We start from the raw sequence: 12,281 nt of genomic DNA on the forward strand, positions 1-12,281 counted from the left end.
CAGGGAGGCGGAATGACAGAGACGACGAGCGGCCCGGCACGAGGCTCCCGCGCCAAGGGCAGCAAGGCGAGCAAGGGTCTGCGTATCGAGCGCATTCACACCACACCCGGCGTGCATCCGTACGACGAGGTGGAGTGGGCGCGCCGTGACGTCGTCATGACCAACTGGCGCGACGGCTCGGTCAACTTCGAGCAGCGTGGCGTCGAGTTCCCCGACTTCTGGTCGGTGAACGCGGTCAACATCGTCACGAGCAAGTACTTCCGTGGCGCGGTGGGCTCCCCGAACCGCGAGTCGAGCCTCAAGCAGCTCATCGACCGCGTGGTCAAGACGTACCGCAAGAGCGGTGAGGAGAACGGCTACTTCGCCTCCCCGGCGGACGCCGAGATCTTCGAGCACGAGCTGGCGTACGCCCTGCTGCACCAGATCTTCAGCTTCAACTCGCCGGTGTGGTTCAACGTCGGCACCCAGCAGCCGCAGCAGGTCAGCGCCTGCTTCATCCTCTCCGTGGACGACTCCATGGAGTCGATCCTGGACTGGTACAAGGAAGAGGGGATGATCTTCAAGGGCGGCTCCGGCGCCGGCCTGAACCTCTCCCGCATCCGCTCCTCCAAGGAGCTGCTCTCCTCCGGCGGCAACGCCTCCGGCCCGGTCTCCTTCATGCGCGGCGCCGACGCGTCGGCCGGAACGATCAAGTCGGGCGGCGCCACCCGCCGCGCGGCCAAGATGGTCGTCCTGGACGTCGACCACCCGGACGTCGAGGCCTTCATCGAGACCAAGGTGAAGGAGGAGGAGAAGATCCGCGCGCTGCGTGACGCGGGCTTCGACATGGACCTGGGCGGCGACGACATCACGTCCGTCCAGTACCAGAACGCCAACAACTCGGTCCGTGTGAACGACGAGTTCATGAAGGCCGTCGAGACCGGCGCGAAGTTCGGCCTGCGCGGCCGGCTGAACGGCGAGGTCATCGAGGAGGTCGACGCCAAGGGCCTGTTCCGCAAGATGGCCGAGGCCGCCTGGGCGTGCGCCGACCCCGGCATCCAGTACGACGACACCATCAACCACTGGCACACCTCGCCGGAGACCGGTCGGATCACCGCGTCCAACCCCTGTAGCGAGTACATGCACCTGGACAACTCCTCGTGCAACCTCGCCTCGCTCAACCTCCTGAAGTTCCTGCGCGACGACGACCTGGGCAACCAGTCCTTCGACGCCGAGCGCTTCGCCAAGGTCGTCGAGCTGGTCATCACGGCGATGGACATCTCCATCTGCTTCGCCGACTTCCCGACCGAGAAGATCGGCGAGACCACCCGCGCCTACCGCCAGCTGGGCATCGGCTACGCCAACCTCGGCGCCCTGCTGATGGCCACCGGCCACGCCTACGACTCCGACGGCGGCCGTGCGCTCGCCGGTGCCATCACCTCCCTGATGACCGGCACCTCCTACAGGCGCTCGGCCGAACTGGCCGCGGTGGTCGGCCCGTACGACGGCTACGCCCGCAACGCGGACGCCCACAAGCGCGTCATGAAGCAGCACTCCGACGCCAACGGTGCCGCGGTGCGTATGGACGACCTGGACACCCCGGTGTGGGCGGCGGCCACCGAGGCCTGGCAGGACGTGCTGCGCCTGGGCGAGAAGAACGGCTTCCGCAACGCGCAGGCGTCGGTGCTCGCACCGACCGGCACCATCGGCCTGATGATGGACTGCGACACCACGGGCGTCGAGCCGGACCTGGCCCTGGTCAAGTTCAAGAAGCTGGTCGGCGGCGGCTCCATGCAGATCGTGAACAACACGGTCCCCAAGGCGCTCAAGCGGCTCGGCTACCAGCCCGAGCAGGTCGAGGCGATCGTCGCCCACATCGCCGACCACGGCAACGTCGTCGACGCCCCCGGCCTCAAGCCGGAGCACTACGAGGTCTTCGACTGCGCCATGGGCGAGCGCTCCATCTCCCCGATGGGCCACGTCCGCATGATGGCCGCGGCGCAGCCGTTCCTCTCCGGAGCGATCTCCAAGACCGTCAACGTCCCGGAGACGGCCACCGTCGAGGAGATCGAGGACGTCTACTTCCAGGGCTGGAAGCTCGGCCTGAAGGCGCTCGCGATCTACCGCGACAACTGCAAGGTCGGCCAGCCGCTCTCCGCCAAGAAGAAGGAGCAGGAGAAGAAGGCCGAGGTCGAGCCGGTCGCCGAGAAGAAGGTCGTCGAGTACCGCCCGGTCCGCAAGCGCCTCCCGAAGGGTCGTCCCGGCATCACCACCTCCTTCACGGTCGGCGGCGCCGAGGGCTACATGACCGCCAACTCCTACCCGGACGACGGTCTGGGTGAGGTCTTCCTGAAGATGTCCAAGCAGGGCTCGACCCTCGCGGGCATGATGGACGCCTTCTCCATCGCGGTCTCGGTGGGCCTCCAGTACGGCGTGCCGCTGGAGACCTACGTCTCGAAGTTCACCAACATGCGCTTCGAGCCGGCCGGCATGACGGACGACCCGGACGTGCGGATGGCGCAGTCGATCGTCGACTACATCTTCCGCCGCCTGGCGCTGGACTTCCTGCCGTTCGAGACCCGCTCGGCGCTCGGCATCCACTCCGTCGAGGAGCGCACGCGCCACCTGGAGACCGGCTCGTACGAGCCGTCCGAGGACGAGGTCGACGTCGAGGGCCTGGCCCAGTCGGCGCCGCGCCAGACGGACCCGGCCCCGGTGGTGAAGAGCGTCGAGGAGGCCGCCGCACCGGCTCCCAAGCAGGCGCACACCAACGCCGAACTGGTCGAGATGCAGCTGGGCATCAACGCCGACGCGCCGCTGTGCTTCTCCTGCGGGACGAAGATGCAGCGGGCCGGCAGCTGCTACCTCTGCGAGGGCTGCGGGTCGACCAGCGGCTGTAGCTGAGCCCGATCGGCGCCGCGTGGGAGAGCCCTCCCATGCGGCGCCGTGCGGCACCCGTGAGGACCCGCGGACGACGGTCCGGGCTCCGGGGTGCCGCGCCGCCGCGGCGGACTAACGGCTGGGGGAGGGGATCGGTCTGGTGCCGGTCCCCTTCGTCGTGTCCGGGGTGCCGCCGCGGTGGCCCGTCCGCGGACGGCTGAGGACGTAGAGCAGCGCGGCGCACAGCTGGACCGCCGCGATGGCGAGCAGCAACAGGGGCGGCGGCAGCGCGGCGGCGGTACCGACGAGGGGGGCGCCGCAGGCCGCCGCGGTGATCTTCAGACCCGCGCCGAGGGTGAAGACCTGGGCGCGGGCGCGCGGTGGGGCGTATGCGGCCCGGATCCGCAGGGTGGCGGTGAGCAGCGGGCCGTCGCACACGCCCGCCAGGACGAACAGCACCGCACCGGCGGCCGGCGACGGGACGAGGGCGGCGGCGCCCAGGGCGAGGCCGGTGCCGCACAGGGCCAGTACGACGAGCCGTTGGTCCGGGACGGGCGGCTGCCACCGGGCCACCGCGAGCGCGCCGAGGAGCGCCCCGACTGCAAAGGCGGTCATCAGGGCACCGCCCGCTCCGGGGTGGCCCCGGTGGCCGGCGAGCAGGACCGCGGTGGTGGTCAGGCCGCCGACGCCGCCGAACGCCAGGCAGGTGCCAGCCGTGATGGCGCGCAGTTCCCGGATCCGCCACAGGGCCGTCAGCCCCGCCGTGAGGTCGGTGCGCAGCGTGCCGCGGGCCGGCAACGGGCCCGGTGTGACCTGGTCCGCGGCCCCGTACGGCAACCCCGTGACCAGTACCGCCCCGACGGCGGCCGCGCCCCCGAGGAGCGTCATCGCCGCGCCGGGAGAAGCCAGGGCGGTCACCACGCTGACCGCCGCGGGGCCGGCCACCGACGCGGCGTTGTAGACCGCCGCATCGAGAGCGTAGGCGCGGTCCCGTCGCTCGCCCGACGGCAGCAGGGCGGCGATCAGGCCGGACAGCCCGCCGGAGACGGCCGGGCCGCAGGCGCCGCCGGTCAGCGCGACGGCGAGGACCACTGGGGCCGGGGCACGTCCGACGAGTGCGGACAGCGTCACGATGGCGGTGGCGAAGCCGCCCAGCGCGGCGAGGTGGCACAGCCGGGGACGGCGCATCCGTGTGGCGAAGGCGCCGACCAGGGGCGCGGCGACCACATGCGGCGCCATCCAGGCGGTGAGGACGAACGCGCCCTGGGCCGCGCTCCCGGAGCGCTCCAGCGCCAGCAGCGCCACCGCCACGGCCATCCCCTCGTCCGCCAGGCGGGCGAAGAAGGCGGTGGCCAGATAGAGGGGTAATCCTGATCGCGGTCCTGAGGGGGCGGGGCGCGGCGGCATGCGCATCTCCGGGTTCCGGGCGAGTGGGTGAACGGTGGTCGGGGAGGGGTAACGCCTTATATCTGCAAGACGTTACGCTGGGAGGGGTACGGCGGGCCAGGGCATCGACCGTCCCGGCGGATCACGGCGCGGAGTCGCGCGGAGTGGCACGGAGTGAGGTGGCCCGGTGAAGGGTGAAGGGGCGAGGGGGCAGGGGTTCCGGGCCGCCGAGCGGCTGGTCGACCTGGCCAATGCGGTCCGCGCGGATCCGGCGCTGTCCAGGGACGCCCTGGCCGCGCTGCTCGCACACCACGGGGAGCGGCCCGAAGACCTCACCGAGCCGGCGTTCTCCCAGGACGACGCCGATGACCTGAGGGGTGCCGCCGCGCGCCTGGCCACGATCCTCGCCGAGCCCGACCCGGACCGGGCGGCCCATGCGATCAATGCGCTGTTGGCGGCGTACGGTGCCCGCCCGCGTCTCTCCCGACACGACGGGCACGCCTGGCACCTGCACATCGACCGGGGCGACGAGGCGAGCTGGGCCGAGTGGCTCCTCGCCTCAAGTGCGTTGGCGCTGGCCCAGATTCTCAGCGAGTACGGCCGGGTCCCCTGGGGGGAGTGCGCGGCCGCCCGATGTCGCACGCTCTATCTGGGCACCGGCCCGGGCAGTGCCCGCCGTTACTGCTCGACCGCGTGCGCCTCGCGGGAACGGGTGGCGGTACATCGCCGCCGTAAGCGGGCGGCCGGATAGCGCAGCGGGCGGGGGGAGTCGGATGGTGCGGCGGGCAGAGAAGAGGGACGGGCAGAGAAGAGGGGAGACGGCTGGCCGCCGTCTCCCCTCCGTGCCGGTGGCGGGTCACCGGTCCGCCGTCGTCACCGCCCCATCGTGCGGGCGAAGGTTTCCGGGTCGGTGGAGAACCCGCGGAGGCCGGGGCGGAACTGCCAGTTGCCCGCCTCGTCCCGGGCGAATTCGGCGACCGCGGCGGCGGTTGCGTCCGCGACCCCGGCGAAGTCGTCCTGCGCCAGCTCGGTGTACCCCTGGCGGACCCGTACGGCGGTGTTCGCGATGTCACCGAAGACCTTGCGGCCCTCGGCCTGCTGGATGGCCACACCGACGACGACCCGGGTGTAGGTGTCCGCCAGCCGGTCCAGTTCCAGCGTCATGATCTCGTCGAAGCCGAACCCCTGGCCGGTCCGGCTGTCCCGGTTGAGGGTGATGGTTCCGTCGGGCGACCGGCTGTCGAAGTGCACCAGATAGGCCGGATCGCCGTGCGGCGCGTCGGCCGTGTAGGTCGCCGCGATGATGTCGAGGTCGTGGTCCGGCGTGCCCAGGGGGCTGGGGTCCCACTTGAGCGATACCTCGACCTTCTCGACCCCTTTGTTGAACGTGCTCACCGGGCTTCCCCTCCTTCCTCCCAGGGGCGCGGCTCGGCCCACGCGGTCACGCGACGACTCCCCAGGACTTCCCGTTGCCGACCATCGTGCCACGTGCGCGTCCTCCGGCGCCGAGTGAACTTCCCCTGGTCGGAGGGGGATTGAGGGCAATGTGCGTTATGGAAATGGCCGGAAACAGCTGCTGGGGAGGGGGTGGGGAAGTTCGCTTGTCCCCGCGGCGGCCCAGGTGCGCGTCCAGTACGTCCAGTCCCTCGGGCGCGGAGAGGCGGCGGGCGGCCGGTCAGAACGTGGCCGAATTTCGGTCAGCGTCGGACTGGCGGCGACCTGGGCCACGAAGGCCGGCCGGACCCGGGCCGGCGCCGATCCGCGCGACCCAGGGGCGGTGCTGGTGCCCCCATGCGCGGTGTGCGAGGTCCGCCCCCGTCACCGGCTGCGCGCCGCGACGAGCTTCGTCGGCGTGCTCGCGGTGGCTGCTGTGCCCACCGACGTGGTGGACGGCCTCCCGTACGGCGTGCAGCTGATCGGGCGCTCCTGCCGGGAGGGCCGGTGTCGGGAGGCGGCCGAGGCGGTGGAGCGGCGGTGGGGCATCCGTACGCCCATCGACCCGCGCCCGTAAGGAAGTTCGGGGTGGTCGGAGTGTGACGCGCAGTGATCCGGCTGCGCTCTCGGGCCGTACGATGGCGCGGTGCTGGTCAAGTGGATTCGCCTCACCGTTGTGGACCGTCGAGGGTTCGAGCGGGGGCAGCGGAAATGGGCGGGGCTGCTGGGGGAGCCGGGGTTCCGGGGGCAGGGCGGTGGATGGAGCCGGGCGAGGCCGGGTGTCGCGCATCTGGTGGCCTTCTGGGAGAGCCGGGCGTTCTACGACTCCTTCATGGCGCGCTCCCACGACCGGCTGGCGGCCGCCCAGATCGGCACGTTCAAGGACGCCCAAGTCCGGCTGTTCGAGCACGAGTTCGATGTGAAGGTGGGCTTCCGTCCGGTGTTCGGCGATGTGGACGTGCTGCGGCTGGCGCACTGTCAGGTGCGCGAGGATCGGGTCGAGCACTTCATGCTGATGCAGGAGAAGGTCTGGAACCCGGCGATGGCGGGCTCACCGGGCATGTTGCGGGGGATGTTGGGGAGGGCTCCGGGGGAGGAGTTCCTGGTGCTCTCCATGTGGCAGTCGGCGGCCGAGCGCGGGAAGTACCGGCCCGAACGGGTCGAACGGCTGGCGCTGCGGGCCCAGATAGCCGCGGATGTCCAGGCGATCGCCGGAGACGTCGTGCAGCTCGAACCGTCCTGGACGGTGTGAGCCCGCGGATGCGGACCCCGGGAAGGACGGGGCAGTACCCCGGGGCCGACCGCGCCGCCGGCGTTCGGCGCCCGCTGTCCGGACGGCGGGGCGGGCGCGGTCAGGAGTCCACGTCCGGAGCGGTGTCCGGGACGGCGTCCGTCGTGCCCCCGGTGGTGAACACCCCCGCACGGGCGGCGGCCAGCGTCGCCGCCACGGCCTGGTCGGCGAGGGCGTCGTCGATCGGCTCCCGGGTGATGAAGAGGCGGAAGAAGAGCGGTGCGGAGACGGAGCGCACCAGCGTGCCGGCGTCGAGGGTGCCGATGGGGGCGGCCGCTTCCGCGGCGCCGGCGGCAGTCGCGGGTGCGGGCAACTCCCCCCGGCGGACCGCACGTTCGACGATGGCCTCGCAGCGCTGGAACCTCTCGGCGTAGTACGCCCGCAGCGCCCCGGCCGCCCGCTCCGACTGGAAGCCGGCGGCGATCATCGCGGAGCCGGACGCGGCCACGGCCGGGTCGGTGAAGGAGGCGACGACCTCATGGGCGAGGGCGCGCAGATCCCCCTCCAGGGACCCGGTGTCGGGCGGGACCCAGCTGTCCTCGCCGGCGAGGTCCAGGGCGTCCGCCACCAGGCCCTCGACGTCCTTCCAGCGGCGGTAGAGCGTGGTCTTGTGCACGCCTGAGTGCTCGGCGACGTACTCCACGGTCAGACCCGGGTAGCCGTGCTCGGTCAGGCCGGCCAGCACCGCGTCGCGGACGGCGGCGCGGGTGCGGGCGGTGCGTCCGCCGGGCCGCCGGGTGCCGGGGGTGGGGGCGGTGCCGGCGTCCTGTGCCTGCTCGTTCGCCGTTGCGCGACGGGTCTCTTCCTCGGTCAATTGCAACTCCAGTTGTATTAGTGGACTGAGGTGTGTCATCATCAGCGTAATGCAATTGAAGTTGCGTTTGATTTAGGAGGCGCCCTTGCCCACTCAGATCTCGCTGCACGACATCACCAAGGCCTACGCCGACCGCCTGCTCCTCGACGGCGTCTCGCTGTCCATACGCCCCGGTGACCGGGTCGGGATCGTCGGGGAGAACGGTGCGGGCAAGTCGACGCTGCTGCGCATCATCGCGGGCGTCGAGCGGCCCGATGAAGGCCATGTGGTGCTGAGTGCCGATGGCGGCACCGGCTACCTCGGCCAGACCCCCGACCTCCCGCCGGACCAGACCGTCCGGGACGCCGTCGACGCCGCCCTGGCGGACCTCAGGGAGATGGAGCGCCGGCTGCGCACGCTGGAGAGCGGACTCGGCAACGCCACGGCCGAACAACTGGCGGAGTACGGCGACCTGCTCACCCTGTTCGAGCTGCGTGGGGGGTACGAGGCCGACGCTCGCGTCGACAAGGCGCTGCACGCCCTGGGCCTGGCACGGCTGGACCACGACCGACGGCTCGGGAGCCTCTCCGGAGGCGAACAGGCCCGGTTGGGGCTCGCCTGCCTGATCGCCGCGGCGCCGGAGGTCATCCTGCTCGACGAGCCGACCAACCACCTCGACGCGGCCGCCCTCGACTGGCTGGAGGACGCCCTGGTCGCCCACCGCGGCACGGTCCTCGCCGTCTCGCACGACCGGCTCTTCCTCCAGCGGGTCGCGACCGCGATCGTCGAGGTCGACGCCGACCGCCGGAGCGTCGTCCGCTACGGCGAGGGCTACGGCACCTTCGTCGCCACCAAGGCCGCCGCCCGCCGCCGCTGGGAGCAGGAGTACGCCGAGTGGTGCGACCAGATCGCCCGGCTCACCGACTTCACCGCGGGCACGGCGCGGGCCGTCGCCCAGGGCCGGGCCATCAAGGACGGCAACAAGATGGCGTACGACCGGGCCAAGGGCCGCGTCCAGGCGTCCGTGTCGAGCAGGGTGCGCAACGCCCAGGAACGGCTGCGCCGACTGCACGAGGAACCCGTTCCCCGGCCTCCCGAGCCGCTCCGCTTCCGGGCCGTGCCGGGCGTCGGCGAGGCGGCGGGAACGCTCGTCCGACTCGACGGGGTGCGGGTCGGCGACCGGCTCGCGGTGGACTCCTTCACGGTTGCCGCCGGTGAACGGGTCCTGGTCCACGGCGCCAACGGCGCCGGCAAGACCACCCTGCTCCGGGTGCTGGCCGGAGTCGCCGCCCCGGACCACGGCACGGTGCTGCGCCGGGGGCGGATCGGCTTCCTCGCCCAGGAGATACCGGTCTCCCGTCCGTCCGAACCGCTGCTGGCCGCGTTCCGCCGGGGCCTCGGCGGGGACGAGGACGAGCTGGCCGCCCTGCTGCTCTCCTTCGGACTGTTCCGCGAACGCGACCTCCAGGTGCCCGTCGGGGCGCTCTCGGCGGGCCAGCGACGCCGGCTCGCGCTGGCCCGGTTGCTGGCGCGCCCGGCCGATCTCCTGTTGCTCGACGAGCCGACCAACCATCTGGCACTCGGCCTCGTCGAAGAGCTCGAAGCGGCCCTGGCGTCCTGGCCCGGCGCGCTCGTCGTGGTCTCCCACGACCGCCTGCTCCGCCGCCGCTTCGCCGGCCGTCCCTACGAGATACGCGAGGGCCGCCCGGCCCTCGTCGCCCACTGACCCGCCGGTCGCCGCTGCGGCGTCCCAGGGGGGCATGGCCCGTGGGGGCCTGGAGGGGGCGGCATGTACAGGGCAGGAGACTTACGCTGGCGGCATGGCACGGCCCCGACGCATCGTCCTCATCCGCCACGGAGAATCGGAGGGGAACGTCGACGACACCGTCTACGAACGGGAACCCGATCATGCGCTCGCCCTCACGAGGGCGGGGCGGCGGCAGGCGGCGGAGTCCGGCCGTTCCCTGCGGGGCATGTTCGGCGACGAGCGGATCTCCGCCTATGTCTCGCCCTACCGCCGCACCCACCAGACCTTCCGGGAGCTCGGCCTGGACCCGGCGCAGGTCCGGGTGCGGGAGGAGCCCCGGCTGCGTGAGCAGGACTGGGGGAACTGGCAGGACCGCGACGACGTTCGGCGGCAGAAGGCCTACCGCGACGCCTACGGCCACTTCTTCTACCGCTTCGCCCAGGGCGAGTCCGGGGCGGACGTCTACGACCGGGTCGGGGCGTTCCTGGAGAGCCTGTGGCGCAGCTTCGAGGACCCCCAGCACCCGCCGAACGTCCTGATCGTCACGCACGGTCTCACCATGCGGCTCTTCTGCATGCGCTGGTTCCACTGGACGGTGGCCGAATTCGAGTCGCTCTCCAACCCGGGCAACGCCGAGTGGCGCACCCTCCTGCTCGGCCCGGACGGCCGCTACACCCTCGACCGGCCCTTCGAGCGATGGTGTGTACCCGAGCCTTATGGCGTCACCGGTTAGAGTGCACAGCGATGACCCTCGACCACCGTGACGCAGACCGCTGTGCGCGGGCTCTGGCGAGCCTGCGCGGACTGTCCGTGGGCGACGCCCTCGGATCCCAGTTCTTCGTCCCCGCCCACTACCCCTCCCTCAAGCGCCGCGAGCTGCCGCCCACGCCCTGGCAGTGGACCGACGACACCGAGATGGCCTGCTCCGTCCTGGCGGTGCTCACCGGCCACGGCCGGATCGATCAGGACGCGCTCGCCCGCTCCTTCGCCGAGCACCACGACTTCGACCGAGGCTACGGCCCCGCGGTCAACCGCCTGCTCCGGCTGATCCGCGAGGGCGGCGACTGGCGCGAGCTGGCCTCCGCGCTCTTCAACGGCCAGGGCTCCTGGGGCAACGGCGCCGCGATGCGGATCGCCCCCCTCGGCGCCTGGTACGCCGATGACCCCGAGCAGGCCACCCACCAGGCGGAGATCTCGGCCTACACCACCCACCAGCACCGCGAGGCCGTCGTCGGTGCCATGGCGGTGGCCGCCGCGGCCGCCCTGGTGGCCGACCCGGCCCGGCAGACCGGTCCCGAGCAGCTGCTCGACGGCGTCCTGGAGCTGATTCCGCGCAGCGCCGTCCAGGCCGGGCTGCGCCGCGCCCGCGACATGCTCGACTACGCCGACTCCAGCACCGTCGCGGCCGTACTGGGCTGCGGACGGCGCACCAGCGCCCATGACACCGTGCCGTTCACCCTCTGGGCCGCGGCCCGGCACCTCGGCGACTTCGAGCGGGCGTTCTGGTCCACCGTGCGGGCTGGCGGCGACGTCGACACCACCTGCGCCATCGTCGGCGGCATCGTCGCCGCAGCCCCCGCCGGCGCTCCGCCCGCGGCGTGGCTGGACGGCACCGAGCCGCTCCCGGCCTGGGCCCCGGTCCACGCCGACTGACCGGGCCCGGCCGTCGCGCACGGCGCACCGTCGCACACGGCGTACCGTCGCGCCCGTCGCTCCGGCGCTCTCGTCACCCGGCCGCGAAGTGATCGCCCGCCGCCACCCCCGCCGGGCACCCGCGCCTCCAACGGGCGGCGCCACAGGGCGATTTGGCCCGCGCACGGCAGCCCACGGGCGGGGAAGCGGCCCCTGCGCCGGGGCGAGCCGCCGGGGCGAGCGGCGGCCCGCCCCCGGCGCCCTCCGCGTACCGGCCGGTAGGGTCATCGGCGCTTCCCGGCCGCGGCGCGCCCCGCACCGTTCGCGATCAGGTTCGGATCCGATGCGGACGGCTGGGCCGAATAGGCGTAACCTGGCTGGCGCCATGCCGTACGAGCCCCCCACTCATACCGTCGAGCGATCGTTGCGCGCCAAGACGGGTGCCAAGATCGTTGCAGGTGTCGACGAGGTCGGACGCGGCGCCTGGGCCGGTCCGGTCAGCGTCTGCGCAGCCGTCACGGGTCTGCGCCGACCGCCCGACGGACTCACGGACTCCAAACTGCTGACGCCCAAGCGCCGCGGTGAACTCTGCGATGTGCTCGGCGAATGGGTCACGTCGTACGCCCTGGGGCACGCCTCGCCGGAGGAGATCGACGACCTGGGGATGACCGCGGCGCTGCGGCTCGCGGCCGTCCGCGCCCTGGAGGCGCTGCCGGTCCGGCCGGACGCCGTCATCCTCGACGGCAAGCACGACTACCTGGGCGCGCCGTGGCGGGTCCGCACGGTCATCAAGGGCGATCAGTCCTGCATCGCGGTCGCCGCCGCGTCCGTGATCGCCAAGGTGCGACGGGACGCGTTGATGGCCGAACTCGGCCTGGAGTACGCCGACTTCGACTTCGCGGCCAACGCCGGCTACCCCTCGCCGACCCATCGCACCGCCCTGGAGGAGCACGGTCCCACGCCGCACCACCGACTGTCGTGGTCCTACATGGACGCCCTGCCCCGGTGGCGGCACCTGAAGAAGGTGCGCGTCACCCCCGAAGCAGCCGCTCTGGAAGCCGCTGGCCAACTCGGCTTCGATTTCTGAGCGGTGCGGGCATCAATTCGGTACCCGATGACGTGTCCCGCACTTACGTTTG

10 protein-coding genes and 1 pseudogene are annotated in these 12,281 nt (G+C 72.2%); 8 read left to right on the top strand and 3 right to left on the bottom strand.

Annotated features, from left to right (window positions below; genetic code table 11):
- Window positions 1–12: 12 nt before the first annotated feature.
- On the top strand, window positions 13–2,883 hold the full coding sequence (locus AB0C96_RS17655) for a vitamin B12-dependent ribonucleotide reductase (protein WP_362918371.1): 2,871 nt from the start codon (window positions 13–15) through the stop codon (window positions 2,881–2,883).
- Between the two features lie 108 nt (window positions 2,884–2,991).
- Here AB0C96_RS17655 and AB0C96_RS17660 read toward each other — a convergent pair whose 3' ends face one another.
- Window positions 2,992–4,266, bottom strand: coding sequence for an MFS transporter (locus tag AB0C96_RS17660; RefSeq protein WP_362918373.1), 1,275 nt, complete (start codon window positions 4,264–4,266; stop codon window positions 2,992–2,994).
- A 166-nt stretch (window positions 4,267–4,432) separates the two neighbouring features.
- Here AB0C96_RS17660 and AB0C96_RS17665 point away from each other — a divergent pair, with 166 nt between their 5' ends.
- Window positions 4,433–4,996, top strand: coding sequence for a CGNR zinc finger domain-containing protein (locus AB0C96_RS17665; RefSeq protein WP_362918375.1), 564 nt, complete (start codon window positions 4,433–4,435; stop codon window positions 4,994–4,996).
- A gap of 122 nt (window positions 4,997–5,118) precedes the next feature.
- On the opposite strand, the gene AB0C96_RS17670 is transcribed toward AB0C96_RS17665, so the two are convergent.
- Window positions 5,119–5,640: a TerD family protein gene (locus AB0C96_RS17670; protein WP_362918377.1), complete on the bottom strand. Its 522-nt coding sequence runs from the start codon at window positions 5,638–5,640 to the stop codon at window positions 5,119–5,121.
- A gap of 427 nt (window positions 5,641–6,067) precedes the next feature.
- Between AB0C96_RS17670 and AB0C96_RS17675 the strand changes: the two are divergent.
- Together AB0C96_RS17675 and AB0C96_RS17680 are read left to right on the top strand one after the other, a co-directional pair.
- Window positions 6,068–6,256, top strand: a pseudogene (locus tag AB0C96_RS17675) (indole acetimide hydrolase); the annotation flags it as partial.
- A gap of 69 nt (window positions 6,257–6,325) precedes the next feature.
- Window positions 6,326–6,931 carry a YdbC family protein gene (locus tag AB0C96_RS17680; protein WP_362918379.1) on the top strand — a complete coding sequence of 202 codons (606 nt, stop codon included), beginning with the start codon at window positions 6,326–6,328 and terminating at the stop codon, window positions 6,929–6,931.
- A gap of 100 nt (window positions 6,932–7,031) precedes the next feature.
- Here the strand turns inward: AB0C96_RS17680 and AB0C96_RS17685 are convergent, their stop codons facing one another.
- Entirely contained in the window at window positions 7,032–7,826 is a 795-nt protein-coding gene (locus tag AB0C96_RS17685) for a TetR/AcrR family transcriptional regulator C-terminal ligand-binding domain-containing protein (protein WP_362918381.1), read from the bottom strand.
- 43 nt (window positions 7,827–7,869) lie between these two features.
- Between AB0C96_RS17685 and abc-f the strand changes: the two genes are divergently transcribed.
- The 4 genes from abc-f to AB0C96_RS17705 all read left to right on the top strand — a co-directional run bounded on the left by abc-f (window position 7,870) and on the right by AB0C96_RS17705 (window position 12,229).
- Window positions 7,870–9,489: a ribosomal protection-like ABC-F family protein gene (abc-f, locus tag AB0C96_RS17690; protein WP_362918383.1), complete on the top strand. Its 1,620-nt coding sequence runs from the start codon at window positions 7,870–7,872 to the stop codon at window positions 9,487–9,489.
- A gap of 94 nt (window positions 9,490–9,583) precedes the next feature.
- Entirely contained in the window at window positions 9,584–10,243 is a 660-nt protein-coding gene (locus AB0C96_RS17695; protein ID WP_362918385.1) for a histidine phosphatase family protein, read from the top strand.
- Window positions 10,244–10,254: 11 nt separating this feature from the next.
- Window positions 10,255–11,163, top strand: coding sequence for an ADP-ribosylglycohydrolase family protein (locus tag AB0C96_RS17700; protein WP_362918387.1), 909 nt, complete (start codon window positions 10,255–10,257; stop codon window positions 11,161–11,163).
- Window positions 11,164–11,527: 364 nt separating this feature from the next.
- On the top strand, window positions 11,528–12,229 hold the full coding sequence (locus AB0C96_RS17705; protein WP_362918389.1) for a ribonuclease HII: 702 nt from the start codon (window positions 11,528–11,530) through the stop codon (window positions 12,227–12,229).
- The last annotated feature ends 52 nt before the right edge of the window (window positions 12,230–12,281 follow it).

Source organism: Streptomyces sp. NPDC048506, assembly GCF_040651315.1.
Lineage (GTDB): Bacteria > Actinomycetota > Actinomycetes > Streptomycetales > Streptomycetaceae > Streptomyces.

Excerpts from the sequence above, each read along its gene's own strand:
- AB0C96_RS17655 (WP_362918371.1), top strand. The coding sequence starts at position 13 with ATGACAGAGACGACGAGCGGCCCGGCACGAGGCTCCCGCGCCAAGGGC.
- AB0C96_RS17660 (WP_362918373.1), bottom strand. The coding sequence starts at position 4,266 with ATGCCGCCGCGCCCCGCCCCCTCAGGACCGCGATCAGGATTACCCCTC.
- AB0C96_RS17685 (WP_362918381.1), bottom strand. The coding sequence starts at position 7,826 with ATGATGACACACCTCAGTCCACTAATACAACTGGAGTTGCAATTGACC.
- AB0C96_RS17695 (WP_362918385.1), top strand. The coding sequence starts at position 9,584 with ATGGCACGGCCCCGACGCATCGTCCTCATCCGCCACGGAGAATCGGAG.
- AB0C96_RS17700 (WP_362918387.1), top strand. The coding sequence starts at position 10,255 with ATGACCCTCGACCACCGTGACGCAGACCGCTGTGCGCGGGCTCTGGCG.
- AB0C96_RS17705 (WP_362918389.1), top strand. The coding sequence starts at position 11,528 with ATGCCGTACGAGCCCCCCACTCATACCGTCGAGCGATCGTTGCGCGCC.